Annotated in this window: 14 protein-coding genes, 1 tRNA gene and 2 rRNA genes (1 of these 17 running past the window's edge); 3 read left to right on the top strand and 14 right to left on the bottom strand. The window is 58.8% G+C overall.

The genetic code is table 11. From position 1 onward, the window contains the following. Positions 1 to 65: 65 nt before the first annotated feature. Genes AAD018_RS02705 through AAD018_RS02695 form a run of 3 tightly spaced genes read right to left on the bottom strand, consistent with a single transcriptional unit; the run spans position 66 to position 2,581 of the window. Positions 66 to 854, bottom strand: a complete 789-nt coding sequence (locus AAD018_RS02705; protein WP_367313673.1) for a S49 family peptidase — start codon at positions 852 to 854, stop codon at positions 66 to 68. Between the two features lie 42 nt (positions 855 to 896). After that, positions 897 to 1,658, bottom strand: a complete 762-nt coding sequence (locus AAD018_RS02700) for an ABC transporter permease (protein WP_367313674.1) — start codon at positions 1,656 to 1,658, stop codon at positions 897 to 899. Beyond that, positions 1,655 to 2,581, bottom strand: coding sequence for an ABC transporter ATP-binding protein (locus AAD018_RS02695; RefSeq protein ID WP_367313675.1), 927 nt, complete (start codon positions 2,579 to 2,581; stop codon positions 1,655 to 1,657). Before AAD018_RS02695 ends, AAD018_RS02700 begins: the two co-directional genes overlap by 4 nt. Positions 2,582 to 2,728: 147 nt before the next feature. On the opposite strand from AAD018_RS02695, the gene AAD018_RS02690 reads away from it, so the two are divergent. Continuing rightward, the gene (locus AAD018_RS02690; RefSeq protein ID WP_367313676.1) at positions 2,729 to 3,271 is read left to right on the top strand and encodes a CBS domain-containing protein; all 543 of its coding nucleotides are present in this window, start codon (positions 2,729 to 2,731) and stop codon (positions 3,269 to 3,271) included. On the opposite strand, the gene AAD018_RS02685 is transcribed toward AAD018_RS02690, so the two are convergent. The 5 genes from AAD018_RS02685 to AAD018_RS02665 form a co-directional block, all read right to left on the bottom strand. Then, on the bottom strand, positions 3,272 to 4,042 hold the full coding sequence (locus tag AAD018_RS02685) for an endonuclease III domain-containing protein (RefSeq protein ID WP_367313677.1): 771 nt from the start codon (positions 4,040 to 4,042) through the stop codon (positions 3,272 to 3,274). A 142-nt stretch (positions 4,043 to 4,184) separates the two neighbouring features. Further along, complete coding sequence (locus AAD018_RS02680; protein ID WP_367313678.1) at positions 4,185 to 4,973, bottom strand: IclR family transcriptional regulator; 789 nt, start codon at positions 4,971 to 4,973, stop codon at positions 4,185 to 4,187. Positions 4,974 to 4,982: 9 nt separating this feature from the next. Beyond that, on the bottom strand, positions 4,983 to 6,341 hold the full coding sequence (locus AAD018_RS02675; protein ID WP_367313679.1) for a TRAP transporter large permease: 1,359 nt from the start codon (positions 6,339 to 6,341) through the stop codon (positions 4,983 to 4,985). Between the two features lies 1 nt (position 6,342). Then, complete coding sequence (locus tag AAD018_RS02670) at positions 6,343 to 7,011, bottom strand: TRAP transporter small permease (protein ID WP_367313680.1); 669 nt, start codon at positions 7,009 to 7,011, stop codon at positions 6,343 to 6,345. 55 nt (positions 7,012 to 7,066) lie between these two features. Next, positions 7,067 to 8,302 (bottom strand): TRAP transporter substrate-binding protein, encoded by a 1,236-nt coding sequence (locus AAD018_RS02665; protein WP_367313681.1) that lies wholly within the window; start codon positions 8,300 to 8,302, stop codon positions 7,067 to 7,069. A gap of 114 nt (positions 8,303 to 8,416) precedes the next feature. Here AAD018_RS02665 and AAD018_RS02660 point away from each other — a divergent pair, with 114 nt between their 5' ends. Beyond that, positions 8,417 to 10,048, top strand: coding sequence for a GMC family oxidoreductase (locus AAD018_RS02660; RefSeq protein WP_367313682.1), 1,632 nt, complete (start codon positions 8,417 to 8,419; stop codon positions 10,046 to 10,048). Positions 10,049 to 10,083: 35 nt separating this feature from the next. Further along, on the top strand, positions 10,084 to 11,862 hold the full coding sequence (gene xsc, locus AAD018_RS02655) for a sulfoacetaldehyde acetyltransferase (protein WP_367313683.1): 1,779 nt from the start codon (positions 10,084 to 10,086) through the stop codon (positions 11,860 to 11,862). Between the two features lie 48 nt (positions 11,863 to 11,910). On the opposite strand, the gene betA is transcribed toward xsc, so the two are convergent. From betA to AAD018_RS02625, 6 genes are all read right to left on the bottom strand, one after another. Further along, positions 11,911 to 13,575, bottom strand: a complete 1,665-nt coding sequence (gene betA / locus AAD018_RS02650) for a choline dehydrogenase (RefSeq protein ID WP_367314214.1) — start codon at positions 13,573 to 13,575, stop codon at positions 11,911 to 11,913. Between the two features lie 5 nt (positions 13,576 to 13,580). Next, complete coding sequence (gene betB / locus AAD018_RS02645) at positions 13,581 to 15,032, bottom strand: betaine-aldehyde dehydrogenase (protein ID WP_367313684.1); 1,452 nt, start codon at positions 15,030 to 15,032, stop codon at positions 13,581 to 13,583. 78 nt (positions 15,033 to 15,110) lie between these two features. Then, positions 15,111 to 15,701, bottom strand: a complete 591-nt coding sequence (gene betI / locus AAD018_RS02640) for a choline-binding transcriptional repressor BetI (RefSeq protein ID WP_367313685.1) — start codon at positions 15,699 to 15,701, stop codon at positions 15,111 to 15,113. 179 nt (positions 15,702 to 15,880) lie between these two features. Then, positions 15,881 to 15,957 (bottom strand) — tRNA-Met (locus AAD018_RS02635). A gap of 75 nt (positions 15,958 to 16,032) precedes the next feature. Next, positions 16,033 to 16,147 (bottom strand): 5S ribosomal RNA (gene rrf / locus AAD018_RS02630). Between the two features lie 85 nt (positions 16,148 to 16,232). Continuing rightward, a 23S ribosomal RNA gene (locus AAD018_RS02625) occupies positions 16,233 to 17,289 on the bottom strand (it continues 1,775 nt past the right edge of the window).

Here is a 17,289-nt window from a genome sequence, read left to right as displayed (position 1 = left end):
CAAGCGGCCGAACATAGCGAGGACGCCCATGCCGATCAGAAAGAGGCTGACGATCTTGAGGATCACTAGAGGCCGAACCGGGCATAGGCGGCGCGTTCCTCGAACGAGCCGACGGCTCCGTCAACAACTTCGGCGCCGAAGCGGCTGAGGAGAGACTTGCGCTGACCGAAGCGGCGGATCTTTACCTTGTCACCGAGCCGCCGCTTCATCTCTGGAACAAGATGACCGGTCGCATCTGCAAGACCGACCTCGACGCCTTGCTCGCCGACCCAGATTTCTCCGGTAAAGAGGTCGGCCTCGGCGAGTTTACCCTCGCGGCGAGAACGGATCTGAGTTTTGAACGCTTCGTGAATGCGCTCAAGAAGGGTTTCCAGACGCGCCACGTCTTCCTTCTTTTCCGGTCTGAACGGATCGAGCATGCTTTTGCTCTCTCCCGCAGTGTGAACGCGCCTTTCGATCCCGTAGCGGTCTATGAAATCATGCAAGCCAAAGCCTGCCGAAATGACGCCGATCGAACCGACAACCGAGCTGTGATCGACAAAGATCTCATCGGCCGCGCTGGCCAGCCAGTAGCCGCCGGACGCCGCGACGTCTTCGACGAAGGCCACCACCGGGATCTTTTTTTCATCGGCAAGGCTGCGGATATGACCGGCAATCAGCGAAGACTGCACGGCGCTTCCGCCGGGCGAGTTGATCTCGAGCGCGATGGCATCCGGTTTGGACCGGAAGGCTTTGTCGATGACAGGGCGGAGGCTTGCGAAGTCAATGCCGCGGGCGCCTACCCCGATTGCACCGCTTAGGCGGATGACCGAGACCGAGGGCGGGGTCTTGAGGAAAGGGATCCATCTTTTCATTCCGTCCCACATAGGCCGCCCCTCCCCCGGGAACAACCGCCGCTATTGCCGGATCCTCCATCCCGTCTTGAAGATCCACCAGATGACGCCGAGACACAGGCAGGTGAAACCGGCGATTGCGAGAAGCGACAGCCAGATATCGACATCGGCCTGGCCGAAGAAGGCCCAGCGGAAGCCCGAGATGAGATAGACCACCGGATTGAACAGCGTAATCGTCTGCCAGACGGGCGGAAGCATCGAGATGGAGTAGAAGGAACCGCCCAGGAAGACGAGCGGCGTGATCACCAGAAGCGGGATCAGCTGGAGCTGTTCGAAATTGCCCGCCCATATGCCGATGATGAACCCCAGAAGGGCGAAGCTAAGACAGGTGAGGACGAGGAACAGAAGCATCGCGACCGGATGGGCGATCGTCAGGTCCACGAAGAAATAGGCGGTGCCGAGGATCACCAGACCGATGAAGAGTGCCTTGGTCGCCGCCGCGCCGACATAGCCGATCACAATTTCGATGAAGTTTACGGGCGCCGAGAGCAGCTCGTAGATGGTGCCGATGAATTTCGGGAAATAGATCCCGAAAGAGGCGTTCGATGTGGCCTGTGTCATAACTGAGAGCATGATCAGGCCGGGGACGATGAAGGCGCCGTAGCTGATCCCTTCGACCTGATCGATCCGGGAGCCAATGGCAGCGCCGAAGACGACGAAATAGAGCGCCGTGGAGATCACGGGCGAGATGAAGGACTGGGTGAGCGTCCGGAAAAAGCGGGCCATCTCGAATTTATAGATGGCGCGAATGGCATGGATGTTCATGCTGGCTCCTTCACGAGACCGACGAAGATATCCTCGAGCGAGCTCTGCTCGGTCTGCAGATCGGCGAGTTGCAGATCCGTCTTCTGCAGGTTCGCCATAAGGCTGGTGATCCCGGTTTTCTCGCCGCGCGTGTCGTAGGTGTAGACCAGACATTCGCCGTCTTCGCTGAGCGTCAGATCGAATTCGCTGAGCTCCGGCGGGATTTCTGTCGTTGGCTGCGCGAGAGAGATGCGAAGCTGCTTCTGGCCCATCTGACTCATGAGCTCGGCCTTGTTCTGGACCAGCAGAATGTCACCCTTGTTGATGACGCCGATCCGGTCGGCGATGGCCTCGGCCTCTTCGATGTAGTGGGTTGTCAGGATGATCGTGACGCCGTCTGCCTTCAGCTCGGCCACGGTATCCCACATGTCGCGTCTAAGCTCGACATCGACGCCGGCTGTCGGCTCATCGAGAAAGAGGATCCGGGGCTCGTGGCTGAGGGCCTTGGCGATCATCACGCGCCGTTTCATGCCGCCCGAAAGCTCCATGATCTTGGAGGTCTTCTTGTCGGACAGGGATAACTTGCCGAGGATCTCATCGAGATAGGCGTCATTCCGGGATTTGCCGAAGAGACCGCGCGAGAAGCGCACCGTGTCGATCACGCGCTCGAAGGGTTCAAGATTAATCTCTTGCGGAACAAGGCCGATCAGGCTGCGGGCGGCGCGGAAGTCCGAGAGAATGTCATGCCCGCCGACCGTCACGGTTCCGCTCGACGGGGTGATGATCCCGCAGATCGTGGAGATCAGTGTGGTCTTGCCCGCTCCGTTCGGGCCAAGCAGGGCCAGGATCTCGCCCTCCTCGATCGCGAGCGAGACACTTTTGAGCGCCTCGAACCCGCTCCCGTAGGTCTTCGTCAGGTTTTCTACCGAAACGATTGCAGCCATTATCGGCCCTCCATTATCGGTGCACCCTAGCGGCTGGATCGCGTCATGCAATCGCTCCCGGGTAGGCGTCACGCGCGGGCTTTGCTTTTGCCCTGCCGAGGTGGCGGTCTAGGTAAGCACTAGACAAGCCTAAGAAGGAGCTCGCCTATGCCCGAAGCCGGAGAACGCCCCGGGACGCGTCTCATGGACCGCCCGGAATACAAGTCCAAGCAACGCCCCCTCACGCGCGGCCCGGACGGAACGGTGGCAGAAGCGGTGAGCGCCATGTCCGATCGGAATTACGGATCGGTCATTATCGTGGACGAAGATGAAAAGGTCGTGGGCGTCGTGACCGAGCGGGACATCATGACCAAGATCGTCGGTAAGGGGCTGGATGCCAAGACGACGAAGCTGTCGGAAATCATGACGTCCGATCCGCGTCTGGCGCGGGAGACGGATGATATGGTGGATTGGCTGCGGATCATGTCGAATGAGCGCTTCCGCCGGTTGCCTGTCGTCGATGCCGATGGACGGATCAAGGCGGTGTTCACGCAAGGCGATTTCGTCAGCTACACATGGCCGGATTTGATCTACCAGATGAAGAGTATCGCCTCTGCCACTGTGGGGCGGAACTGGCCCTATTTCCTGATTGGCGGGGGCATTGCGCTTTATTCGATCATCATGGTGGTCGTCATCACGCTGGCGACCTAGCTAACCGCGTGCCTGTCGGCGGCGCGACGGGTCGGCTTGACGGCTCTGGGTGACTGCGGGTCGATCTTTTCCTTGCCCGCTCGCGGTTCCGGTCGGGCATAGATCCTTTAACGGACAGGATCGACATTGCGGCAGACCGTGGCGACACGTCGTTTGCCCGAGCAGCTTCATCATCTGATGGTGTGCATCCAGATCTTCAGCGGACCAAGCCTTGGGCAGTGCGGGCATGATCCTGTCATATGCTTCGGCGAGATCCGCGTTCTGCCGCACAAGGCGGAGCCGTTTGAGGATCCTCAGATGATGCGTGTCGATGACGAGCGTTCGTCGGCGCATCATGCTGAAATTCAGGGTCGCGGCAGATGCCTTCCGTCCGACGCCAGGCAATTGTTCAAGCCAGTAGAGGGCTTCTGAATCGGTTTTGTCCAAGAGCGGCGTCAAGGTCAGGCGACCGAACAGACCCGTGATCTGTTCGAGGGCGGATTTGAGACGCGGTGCTTTGACGTCGGCAAAGGTCACGCTTGAAATAGCGTGCTCGATCTCGCGGACCGGGGCATCGCGCACAGCCTCCCACGTCCCGAACCTGGTCCGAAGGACCTGAAGGCTTTCTTGGGTGACGTGGGTGTAGGTGCGGCCGCTGAGGATGCCCCAGACCAGCTGACTGATTGGATCGAGAAGCGGAGCCCGGTGCGGACGACCGAATTTCTCTGCCAGCCGCTCATCTATATCGGCGAGAATGCGGTCAGAGTTATGGAAGAAGAACGAGCTTTGCATAGGCCCATTTTCTACTCAAGATAGATAGGAACACAACAGGAACATTTGAGGATAAGCCAAATATTGCCTTCCTTTTCTCTCGTCGAACTCTAGGGGGAGCATGGAGGGGCGAGCTTACCCGCTCGCCAAGAAAGAAAGCGCTTTAATTATAGTCAGCTATCGTTTGGTCCGAGACCAGAGTGGACAACTCCGTCGCCGTCCGTTGTAGGGGGGCGAGAAATCGAATGGCCTTTTGCGTATCGAACCGCGGAGTAGGAGCGTGAAACGACAGGGTCGCCATCAACCTTTCATTGTGGTCGTAGATGGGAACTGCGAGGGCGATCATATTCTCCATGAATTCTTCGCGGTCGAGCGAATAGTGCTGTGTGCGGATCTGCTTGATCTCTTTGAGGAGCTCGTGCGGATCACAGATCGTATTCTCGGTTCGCCGCGTCAGCTCTGTGGCGTCGAGGTATCGCTGCAGGTGGTTCTGGGTCAGCGAGCTGAGATACATCTTGCCGCTTGCCGTGCAGTAAAACGGAACACGCGTGCCCGCCGGAAGCTGGATCCGAAGGGGCCATTCGGTTTCCACCCGCTCAAGGTAGATCATGGCATCGCGGTCGGGCAGCGCGATGTTACAGGTCTCTCCGATCTCGCGGCTGAGCTTTTTCAAAAGGGCCTGACGCGCCGTTCGAATGCGAAGCGATGACAGGACGCTGCCTGCCATCCGGCGCAACCTCGGGCCGGGCGAATAGGTTCGGCCATCGAGGTCGCGCTGCAAAAATCCCTCCTCTTCCAGCGTCGAGAAGAGCCGGTGGATCGTCGGTTTGGGCAATCCCAGTTTGGCGTTGACCGTCGTAGGTGTGACGGGCACCCCGGCGCGCGCAGTCTCTTCGATCACGATTAGGAGCCTGAGGTTGGTCGGGATGGTCTCGCCTTTGCCGTCAGCCATGCTTTGCTCCTACCGTTGCGGCAGGAGAGCCGTCGACAGTTCCGGGACCAGGGCGACGACAAACCAAACGGAGATCAGCGCGATGAGATACGGCACCGTATAGCGCAACAATCGGAAATAGGGCACGCCGGTGACCCCTGAGGCGACGTAGAGGTTCAGGCCATAAGGTGGCGTGATGAAGCCAATCGACGCGCCGACGAGGAAGATGACGGCGAACTGCACCGGTTCTACCCCGATGGAATGGGCAATGGGGGCGAGGATGGGCGCAAGGATGATCGTAACCGGCAGGCTTTCGAGAACCATCCCGGACACGAAAACGATGGCCATCGAGGTGAAGAGGATCGCGTGATAGCCGCCCATCGAGGTGACGAAATTGCTGATAGCCTCTTGCGCGCCAAGGACCGAGAGAAGCTGCTGCATGACGACTGAAACGGCGATGAGCGGAGCGAGGATGCCTGTGATCTGCGCCGAGCGCATGGTGATGCTCGGAAGCTCGAGAGGGCTGAAGCCTTCGACGACCAGCATCTGGCCGATGGATTTTTCGGAAGGATCGGCATCCGCCCGACCTCCAATCATCCTGTGCAGTGGCAGGGAGATGAAGCCGACGATGACACAGAAGCCGACAGTTACTCCGGCGGCCTCCGTTGGCGAGAATTTCCCGGTATAGATCCCCCATAGCACAAGGCCGATTGTGAAAAAGCCGAGCCATGCGCCGATCGCGGTTTTGAAGACACGCGAAAGGCTGAGCGGGATGAGATAGCCCCAGCCGTTGCGCCAGCAGATGATGAAGCATGCGAGCATCATGCCGGCCACCATCATTGCGCCGGGGATGATCCCCGCCACGAAGAGATCCGAGATCGGCAGGTTCAACAGAAAGCCATAGACGATGAAGATGATGGAAGGCGGAATGATAATACCGACGGTTCCGCCTGCCGCTGCGGTGGCGGCGGAGAAGCGTTCGTCATAGCCGCCTTTGACCATCTCGGGGTGGAGCATGGATCCGATGGTTGCGGTCGTTGCGGAGTTCGATCCCGAGATGGCGGCGAAGAGCCCGCAGGCGCCGAGCGAGGCCATGCCCAGACCGCCCCGGATCCAGCCGAGGCAGGCATAGGCGAAGTCAGACAAACGCCGGGCGATCCCGGAGCGGTTGATGAGATCTCCAGTCAGGATGAAGAGTGGCATCGCGAGAAGCGCGAAGCCATCGGTGAAGACGTCGGCGAGTGCAGCTCCGATATTGTCGAGCGGCAGGCCCAGAAGGAAGGACATCCCGATGACCCAGTAGCCGATGACCAGAAAGACGGGCACGCCCAGCATAAAGAGGATCGTGACGCCGACCGAAAGAAGAGTGATGATGGTGTTGTCGGCCATTTTAGTCGCCGCCGATCACGGCGGGACGGATCAAGACATCGCCTGATCTGTAATTCGCCAGATCGATTATGAGGTTTTCGAGAACACGGGCGACCAGCAGAATAAAGGCCAGCGGCACAGAAATCAGGAACCACCATTGCATGAGATTGTCGGTGCCGAGCATGATCTGGAAGTTCATTGCGGAATTGACCGTGACGCGCGTGGCCGTGATGACGACGATCCAGCAGAACCCTATCCAGAGCGCGGCATCCAGAAGCAGACAAGCGAGTTGGCCTGCGCGGGGCATCATTGTCCGGAACTCGGCGAAGGCCAGATGGGTGCGCAGCTTGACGTTATAGCTGCAGCCGAACCACGTCATGATGAGGAAGAGGAACGGCGGAATGGTGGTCGACCAAGGCGCCTGTTCTTGCAGGACAAAGCGGCGGAAGACCTCGACGAAGATAATCCCGCCTATAGCGAGGTAGGAGACGACCATGATGGTCGCCTCCAGATTGCGTTCAACCCACGGGATGAACCGGTAGATCAGCAGTATGAGGGTCGCACCTGCCAGCATGACGATCAGACCAAATGGCCAGACTGCCGGTTGGCGCAGCGCCTCGCTCAGCATCCACGAGTCGCCAGAGAACAGGGCACTCAGGATCTCAGCTATGCCGTCGAACCAACCGGTCATGCCAGTTCCCTTCCCAAGGATATAGGATCTACTGAGCCGTGAGGTTCACGTGCAATCAGGCGGACCGCCACCAGCGGCGCGGCTCGACATTCTCAGCCTTGGTATCGACCGGTATCTCGCGCGCAACGTCGTAGATCTCTTGATAGGTATCGAGACCGCCAGACCATCCGTTGAGCCGCTCGCGCCACTGCGCCCATGGCTCGGGATTGAATTCGGGCGAGCACATCTCCTCGGCCATCTTGATCTGGTCGTCGGCGAGGAAAGCGGGGCGCACGCCGTTCTCGGCAAAGATCGTGCCGGGGAGCTGCGGATCGGTATAGCCGACCGTGTTGACGAGCGCCGCCTCGTTCGCAGCCTGCACGTGGACTTGCGTGAGATAGGCGGATTCCATGATGGCATCCTGCAGATGCGGCTCCATCCCGTCGAAGACTTTCGCGGACATCGCCGTGTGCTCGGTTCCGCAGAAGAATCTCAGATCGACGGACTGGCTGACGACCGGAGCCATATTGGCGTAGGCTACGGCGGAGGCCCACGTCTCAGCGCCATCGATCAGGCCCTGCTTGAGGCCGTCGAGTGTCTCTTCCCAGGCGACCGGCACAGGATTGAGGTTCAGAAGCTGCATCGCGATGCGACCAAGCTGGGTGCCTGTCACGCGGTTCTTCGTGCCGAAGATCTCCTCAAGCGAGGTAACGGTCGGCTTGTCCGCGAAGGACTGCCCCATATGGATGCCGCGCAGCTCGCAATGGCTGAAGAGGAATTTGAGCCCATGACGCTTTTCAAACGGGTCGCGCAAGACCCTCTGGGAGGCGGGGCTATAGAGGAAATAGTACTGCGCTGCGCGGCTGGGGAACATATAGGCGTAGTCCAGCACATTCAGATACGGGGCACCGCCCGCGGAATTCTGGGTCGAGGCGGCATACATGTCCACGACGCCGAGCTGGGCCTTCTCTACGCAATTGAGCTGTCCGCAGATTTGGTTGTCCCCGATGAACTCGATCCGGATCTCGCCTTCGGTCCGCTCCTCCAGATCACGGGCGAATTCCAGGACGCCCGCGCGCTCGATCAGCAGATTACGTTGGTTGAAGCCGGCGGCGCCAAGCTTAAGCGTGTGTTTCGGTTCATTGGCGAACCGCTTGTTGTAGGTCGACTCGGCGGCGGCCACGAGGGACGGAAGCGTGATGGCCCCCGTAAGCGTCCCCGCTCCGATCATCACCGATGAGAGGCCGAATTGACCGCTCAGCTTGAAAAGATCCCTGCGCGAAATGGCATTCAAGGCTTTCGAGACTTTCATTGCATCCTCCCCACTGAAGTCATTGAGACTTGAGGTCTCAATAGTGGGCATCTATGGATTTTTTTGGCAAGGATTTTCTTAAATTGCCTTGGATCCAAGCAGGGGCATCCGCAAGTGACTGATGAGGTGGCAGATTTCGTGATCGTGGGCGCCGGATCCGCTGGCTGCGTCCTGGCGAATCGTCTGTCTGCCGATCCGAGAAATCGCGTGGTCCTGCTCGAAGCGGGAGGGCGCGACTGGAACCCATGGATCCATATTCCGGTCGGTTACTTTAAGACGATGCACAATCCATCAGTCGATTGGTGCTACAAGACGGAGCCGGACCCGGGGCTGAACGGGCGACGGCTTGATTGGCCCCGCGGGAAGGTTCTAGGCGGATCGTCGTCGCTGAATGGTCTGCTTTATGTTCGCGGGCAGCCGCAGGATTATGACCGCTGGCAGCAGATGGGAAATCCGGGATGGGGGTGGAGCGATGTGCTGCCGCTCTTCAAACGATCTGAATGTCAGGAGCGCGGCGCAGACGAATATCACGGCGATAGCGGGGCGTTGTCGGTGTCAAATATGCGAATCCAGCGGCCGATCTGCGATGCCTGGGTCGCGGCGGCGCAGGCTGCGGGCTATCCTTTGAACCTCGACTACAACGGAGTGCAGCAGGAGGGGGTCGGGTACTTCCAGCTGACAACCCGCAAGGGTCGCCGGTGTTCGAGCGCGGTCGCCTTTCTCAACCCAGTCAGGGCGCGTTCAAATCTGACAATCATCACACACGCACATACACAGCGTATTCTAATCGAAGACGGGCGCGCCGTCGGAGCGATTTATCGGAGCCGAGGCGGCGAGGAGAAAACGATTCGGTCGCGTGGGGAGGTCATCCTCTCTTCCGGGGCAATCGGATCACCACAACTTTTGATGCTGTCTGGTATCGGGGATGGAGAGCATCTCCGCCATCTTGGTATTGATGTTCATCAGGACAAACCGGCCGTTGGGCAAAACTTGCAAGATCATCTGCAGGCGCGGCTGGTTTACAAATGCAACGAACCCACGCTCAACGACGAGGTCCGAAGCCTCGCCAACCAGGTGCGGATCGCGGTGCGCTACGCGATGTTTCGATCCGGTCCGATGGCGATGGCAGCAAGTCTCGCGACGGGGTTCTTGCGCACCGAACCGCATCTGGAGACGCCCGACATTCAGTTTCACGTCCAGCCCTGGTCCGCCGATAGTCCGGGTGAGGGCGTTCATCCGTTTTCCGCCTTTACCATGTCGGTCTGCCAGCTGCGCCCGGAAAGCCGCGGGGAGATCCGCCTTTCCTCGAACAAGGCGTCCGACCATCCGAAGATCCAAACGAACTACCTGTCGACCGACACCGACTGCAGGACGATCGTCAACGGAATCCGGATCGCGCGACGTATTGCGAGGCACGCTCCCCTGACGTCGAAAATTTCGGAGGAATTCCGTCCCGACGCATCGCTCGAGATGGATGATTACGACGGCACGCTTGACTGGGCGCGCAATTTCTCGACAACGATTTATCACCCGACCGGGACCTGCCGGATGGGCTCTGATCCGCAAGCGGTCGTCGATGCCCGCCTTCGCGTGAAGGGGGTCGATGGACTCCGGGTCGCTGACTGCTCAATTATGCCGGAAATCGTCTCCGGAAACACGAATGCCCCTGCGATCATGATCGGTGAGAAAGCATCCGACATGATCCTCGAAGACCAGAAACGAGGCCCGGATCGCGCCGTCGCCTGAACGCCATACTGATTGCCGAGAAGGAATCGCAATCCATGAAAATGACCACCGAAGAAGCCTTTGTGAAAACCCTGCAGCGGCACGGGATCGAGCATGCATTCGGGATCATCGGCTCTGCCATGATGCCGATTTCCGATCTTTTTCCGAAGGCAGGCATCACGTTCTGGGACTGCGCTCATGAGGGTAGCGCGGGGATGATGGCAGATGGCTACACGCGGGCGACCGGGAAAATGTCGATGATGATCGCCCAGAACGGGCCGGGCATCACGAATTTCGTGACTGCGGTGAAAACGGCGTATTGGAACCACACGCCGCTTCTTTTGGTAACACCTCAGGCGGCCAACAAAACCATCGGTCAGGGCGGCTTTCAGGAAGTCGAGCAGATGAAGCTGTTCGAGGACATGGTCGCCTATCAAGAAGAAGTGCGCGATCCATCCCGCATGGCCGAGGTTCTGGCGCGCGTCATCTCAAAGGCCAAGCTGACATCTGCTCCGGCGCAGATCAACGTACCGCGGGATTTCTGGACGCAAGTGATCGATATCGAGATCCCTGACCCGATCGAATTTGAACGCTCTTCGGGCGGTGAGAACTCCGTCGCTAAAGCGGCCGCACTGCTATCGGAGGCGAAGAATCCGGTGATCCTGAATGGCGCGGGTGTCGTTCTGTCCGAGGGTGGCATCGAAGCCAGCAAGGCGTTGGCTGAGCGGCTCGATGCGCCGGTCTGTGTGGGCTACCAGCACAATGATGCTTTCCCGGGCTCGCACCCGCTTTTCGCGGGACCGCTCGGCTATAATGGGTCAAAGGCCGGGATGGAGCTCATCAAGGAGGCTGACGTCGTCCTTTGCCTAGGAACCCGTCTTAATCCTTTTTCGACGCTGCCTGGCTATGGAATGGAGTATTGGCCGCAGGACGCGAAGATCATTCAGGTTGACATTAATCCCGACCGGATTGGGCTGACCAAGAAAGTGACGGTCGGGATTGTCGGGGATGCCGCCAGGGTTGCGGAAGGCATTCTGGGTCGGCTTTCCGAGACTGCGGGAGATGATGGGCGAGAGGCCCGAAAAGCGAAGATCGCCGAGACCAAGTCGAAATGGGCGCAGCAGCTGTCTTCGATGGATCATGAAGAGGACGATCCCGGCACGACCTGGAACGAGCGGGCGCGCGGCGCAAAACCCGATTGGATGAGCCCGCGTATGGCCTGGCGCGCCATCCAAAGCGCGCTGCCCAGAGACGCGATTATCAGCTCGGATATCGGTAATAATTGCGCGATCGGAAATGCGTATCCGTCCTTTGAGATTGGCCGGAAGTACCTCGCACCAGGTCTTTTTGGCCCTTGCGGTTACGGCCTTCCCGCCATTGTCGGCGCAAAGATCGGCTGCCCCGAGGTGCCTGTTGTCGGCTTCGCCGGAGACGGCGCGTTCGGGATTGCGGTGAACGAGCTGACGGCAATCGGGCGCGGCGAGTGGCCGGGGATCACGCAGATTGTGTTCCGCAACTATCAATGGGGTGCCGAGAAACGGAATTCGACCCTGTGGTTCGAGGACAACTTTGTCGGAACCGAGTTGGACGAAGAGGTATCCTTTGCCGGGATCGCCAAGGCTTGCGGCCTAAAGGGTGTTGTCGCGCGGACGATGGAGGAGCTGACCGAAGCATTGCGACAGGCGATCACGGACCAGATGGAGCATGGGAACACCACTTTGATTGAAGCGATGATTAACCAGGAGCTTGGCGAGCCGTTCCGTCGAGATGCAATGAAGAAACCGGTTGCCGTCGCGGGGATCGATGCGTCGGACATGGTGTCTCAAACCGCCTGATCCAAGTGAGCGCTCGGTTAAGTCTGCTCCGGGCGTTCTAACTGTTGGTTAGCGTTGTTCGGTTCGCCAGTGCGGGTGGATCCAAGGCTCTGCATTGGATGGTGGCAGGGGATCCCGGCCCAAGATGTGGTCCGCTGCTTTTTCGCCGACCATGATCGACGGGGCATTCAAGTTGCCATTCGTGATGCGTGGAAAGATTGAACTGTCGGCGACGCGGAGCCCATCCACGCCGATCACACGACACTCCGGATCGACCACGGCCATCGGATCACTCAGGTCCCCGATCCGGGCGGTTCCGCAGGGGTGATAGGCACTTTCAGCATGATCGGCGATAAAGCTGTCAAGCTCGGCGTCCGACTGCATATGCTCCCCGGGCTGCAACTCTCTGCCCGCGAAGGGGGTGAAGGCGCTCTGACCGAAAATCTCTCGGGTGAGATGGATGCATTTGCGAAAGACTTCCCAGTCTTCAGGATGGCTCATGTAATTAAAGACGATCCGGGGCGGCACCGCGGGATCTGATGAGCGCAAGGTGATCTCTCCGCGCGAGGGGGATCGCATCGGCCCGACATGGGCCTGAAATCCATGCTCTTTCGCGGCGATCTTACCGTCGTATCGCACAGCGAGAGGCAGGAAATGATACTGAATGTCGGGATAGTCGATACCGGCAGCGGATCGGATGAAAGCTGCAGACTCGAACTGGTTTGTCGCCCCGGGCCCCGACCGGCTGAAGAGCCATTGCGCCCCGACCCACGCTTTTCCGAGGGCAGACCAATGCTTGTAAAGCGTGACCGGCTGAAGGCTTGCCATCTGGACGTAAAGCTCAAGGTGATCCTGAAGGTTCTGCCCCACCCCAGCCCTGTTCGCCGCGACCGGAATGCCAAGCGAAGCCAGATGGTCCGCGGGCCCGATCCCGGACAGCATGAGCAGCTTCGGAGTGTTGATGGAGGACGCCGCCAAGATGACTTCGCGGCGGGCCCGAATGGTGTTTATGCGTCCACGCTGCTCAATTTCGACACCGACCGCGCGCCCTTTTTCGATGACGACCTTGCGGGCGAATGCCCTGAAAAGACGGCAGTTGTCACGTTTCAAGGCAGGCTTGAGATAGGCATTGGCGGCTGACCATCTTTGACCGCGATGGATTGTATGCTCCATCGGGCCGAAGCCTTCCTGCTTCTGGCCGTTATAGTCCTCGGTCGTCTCGTAGCCTGCTTGCCGACCCGCCTCGACAAAGGCGGTGACGAGAGGATTGTCGCGCCGCCCGCGTGTGACATGGAGCGGTCCGGTTTGACCTCTCCACCCCGGATCTCCCCCATGATCGTTCGGATCCCAGCTCTCCATCCGCTGGAAGTAGGGCAGAACGTCCGCATGGGCCCATCCTGTCGCGCCACTCTCAGCCCAATGGTCGAAGTCGCGCGCATGGCCGCGCACATAGACCATCCCGTTGATCGAAGATGATCCGCCGATCACCTTGCCACGCGGCGTGGCCAGCCTGCGCCCGTTCAAATGCGGCTCGGGCTCGCTTTTGAAGCCCCAATCGTATCTCTTCATGTTCATCGGATAGGACAGCGCGCCGGGCATTTGAATGAAGGGACCGGCATCTGTCCCACCGAACTCGATCCCCAGAACACTGTAGCGGCCATTTTCCGATAGACGGTAGGCCAGCGCGCAGCCTGCTGAGCCTGCGCCGACGATGACGTAATCCGCCTCTAACATCGCTTTCAATACGGCGCGTCGACTGGACCGGTCGCGACGTAGACAGATTTGGTCTGCGTGTAGTGCTCGATCGCCGCCGTTGCATTCTCGCGTCCGATCCCCGAGGCTTTGGTTCCGCCGAACGGCATCTCAACCGGCGCAAGATTATAGGTGTTGATCCAGCAGGTCCCCGCCTCGAGCGCCCGGACCACCCGGTGCGCGCGCGCCAGATCCCGCGTGAAGACGCCTGCCGACAGGCCGAATTCGGTCGCGTTTGCGCGTTCGATGACCTCTTCCTCGGTCTCGAAGTCTAAAACTGACATGACCGGTCCGAAGATTTCTTCTTTGGCCAGGGTCATCTCGTCGGTGACATCGGCAAAGACGGTTGGTTCAAGGAAGTATCCGACCAAATCCGCCGGACGCGTGCCGCCGTAGACAAGGGTCGCCCCCTCTTTCTGACCGATCTCGATATAGCCCATCACTTTTTGAAGCTGCGCTTCGCTGACGAGAGGACCCATTTGCGTTGTCTCATCCAGCGGATCACCAAGACGGATTTTGGCTGCCCTTTCGGCGAAGCGCTTTAGAAATTCCGTCTTGATCGAGCTGTGCACGAAGACCCGGGTGCCATTCGAGCAGACCTGACCTGACGAGTACATATTCCCGAGCATGGCGCCGCTGACCGCATCGTCTATGTCGGCATCCTGGAACACAATCAGAGGCGACTTGCCGCCAAGCTCCATCGTCACGTGCTTCATCTGGGCCGCGGCAGCGGCATAAACCGCCCGCCCTGTCGGGACGGATCCGGTCAGCGATACCTTGGCGACGCGCGGATCGGTCACGAGCTGATTGCCCACATCGCCGAGGCCTTGGACAACGTTGAAGCAACCTGCCGGAAGGCCCGCCTCATACAGGATTTCGGCAACCTTAAGCGCGCAAAGAGGTGTCGTCTCCGAAGGCTTGAAGATCATTGCGTTTCCGCAGGCGAGGGCGGGAGCTGCTTTCCAGCAGGCGATCTGGGTCGGGTAGTTCCACGCCCCGATCCCGACGCAGACGCCCAATGGTTCGCGGATCGTGTAGCCAAAATCTGTACCGAGTGGGATGTAATCTCCGGTTACACTCGCTGCGAGACCGCCGAAATATTCCAGCGCGTCTGCACCGCTGGTGGCGTCTGCGACGAGCGTTTCCTGAAGCGGCTTCCCGGTGTCTCGCGTCTCTAGAACGCTAAGATCGCGGTTTCGTTCGCGCATCAGATCCGCGGCGCGGCGGAGGATCCGTCCCCGCTCGGTGCCGGTCATCGATGCCCACTTCGTCTGCGCGTCAGCCGCGGAGACTATGGCCTCGTTGATGATAGTAGGCGTAGCGCTGTGAACTCGCGCAATGATCTCGCCGGTTGCAGGATAAATGACATCGATCTGCGTGCCGGAGGTATCTTCGACGTAAGCGCCGTTGATGAAGTGGCTTGCAATAGGTTGGGTCATTGCAAACTTGCCTCGCGGTCATTGACCACCCATGTCACCTCTTTTGCGAGCCTTCGGATGCGCAGGGGGCTAGCGAAGTCAGTCAATTGACTTACTTCTCGCCAATGCGTCATTGAGATATGCGCTGACGACCTCATGCGCGTCCGTTGCGTTCAATTCGCGGGGACGCAGAGCATATCGAAGATAGAGACCGTCAATCATCGCTGCGATTCCGCGTGCAACCGGTTCGGGGTCACGGTCCGTGAGTTGCCGGAGATTGTAGCGCAGGTTTGAGGACAGCCTCTTGTGGTAAACGCTTAGAAGGCGCGATGCGCCGCTTGATGTTTGCGCTAGGACATAAAAGTTGAGCCAGGCGCTGATGGTCTCGGGTTGAAAATTTCTTAGCGAGAAGCTGGCCCGGATAATTGCGTCCAAGCGCTCCCTCGGGGTTGTGGCAGCGGCCAATGCCTCGCGCACCTCGTCTCCGAAAGCTGTCAGGATATGACGCATCGCAGCGAGAAACACATCCTCCTTGCCGCCAAAATAATGATGAACCAAAGCGCTCGAGACGCCAGCCTTATCGGCGATCTGGCTCACCGTTACATCGAGCGATCCGACGCGCCCGACCTCAGCGATCGTAGCTGTGACGACCGAAGTTGTCCTGATCGGTCTCATTCCGGTTTTTGGCATTAGGCGCCCTTATATTTCGCTTCCCTGTTTGTATTTTTAATTGATTGGTCAGTCAACAAAAGAGCAAGATGTAGTCCATCATCTCAATCGATACGAAACCCATCCCTGGTGTTTGTCGCTTAGGAAATGGCTCAAACGCAAACGGCCCACCGCAAGGGTGGGCCGTTTGCGTTACAGGTTGGTTGCGGGAGTAGGATTTGAACCTACGACCTTCAGGTTATGAGCCTGACGAGCTACCGGGCTGCTCCATCCCGCGCCAACTGACGCCTCAGATTATGTGAACAGAAACTGAGGCAACATCGAAGAGAGATACGTTTGAGTTTCTTACTAGGTTTGGCGGTGACTTACTCTCCCACGCCTTAAGACGCAGTACCATCAGCGCAACGGTGCTTAACGGCCGAGTTCGGGATGGGATCGGGTGTTTCACTCGTGCTATGACCACCAAACCGAGAAAGAAACTCAACATCAGGCGTCCAAGCCAACCTTGGTGTGTATGACTTCTGACCAGCGAAGACCTTGCTTCTACTGGATCAAATCAAGCCTATTGGACAATTAGTACCGGTCAACTGAACGCATTGCTGCGCTTACATCTCCGGCCTATCGACGTGGTGGTCTACCACGGTCCTCAGGGATACCTTGTTTTGAGGGGGGCTTCCCGCTTAGATGCCTTCAGCGGTTATCCTTTCCGATCATAGCTACCCAGCACTGCCATTGGCATGACAACTGGTCCACCAGTGGATCGTTCACCCCGGTCCTCTCGTACTAGGGGCAACTCCTCTCAAGTATCCTACACCCACGGCAGATAGGGACCGAACTGTCTCACGACGTTCTAAACCCAGCTCACGTACCTCTTTAAACGGCGAACAGCCGTACCCTTGGGACCTGCTCCAGCCCCAGGATGAGATGAGCCGACATCGAGGTGCCAAACGGTGCCGTCGATATGGACTCTTGGGCACCATCAGCCTGTTATCCCCGGCGTACCTTTTATCCGTTGAGCGATGGCCCTTCCACTCGGGACCACCGGATCACTATGGCCGTCTTTCGACTCTGCTCGACTTGTCAGTCTTGCAGTCAGGCTGGCTTCTGCCATTGCACTCAACGAGCGATTTCCGACCGCTCTGAGCCAACCTTCGCGCGCCTCCGTTACTATTTGGGAGGCGACCGCCCCAGTCAAACTACCCGCCACACAGGGTCCCGGATCCGGATAACGGACCGCGGTTAGACATCAAGCAGAACAAGGGTGGTATCTCAAGGGTGGCTCCACGAAGACTGGCGTCTCCGCTTCAAAGCCTACCACCTATCCTGCACATGTTCGGCCTAATGCCAGTGTGAAGCTGTAGTAAAGGTGCACGGGGTCTTTCCGTCTAACCGCGGGAAGCCTGCATCTTGACAGGCAATTCAATTTCGCTGAGTCGATGTTGGAGACAGCGGGGAAGTCGTTACGCCATTCGTGCAGGTCGGAACTTACCCGACAAGGAATTTCGCTACCTTAGGACCGTTATAGTTACGGCCGCCGTTTACCTGGGCTTCAATTCGGAGCTTGCACCCCTCCTTTTAACCTTCAGGCACCGGGCAGGCGTCAGACCCT

This window comes from Aestuariibius insulae, from assembly GCF_040783535.2.
Taxonomy (GTDB): domain Bacteria; phylum Pseudomonadota; class Alphaproteobacteria; order Rhodobacterales; family Rhodobacteraceae; genus Aestuariibius; species Aestuariibius insulae.
Note: the sequence above shows the minus strand (reverse complement) of the source record. Positions and strands in the feature narration are given on the sequence as shown.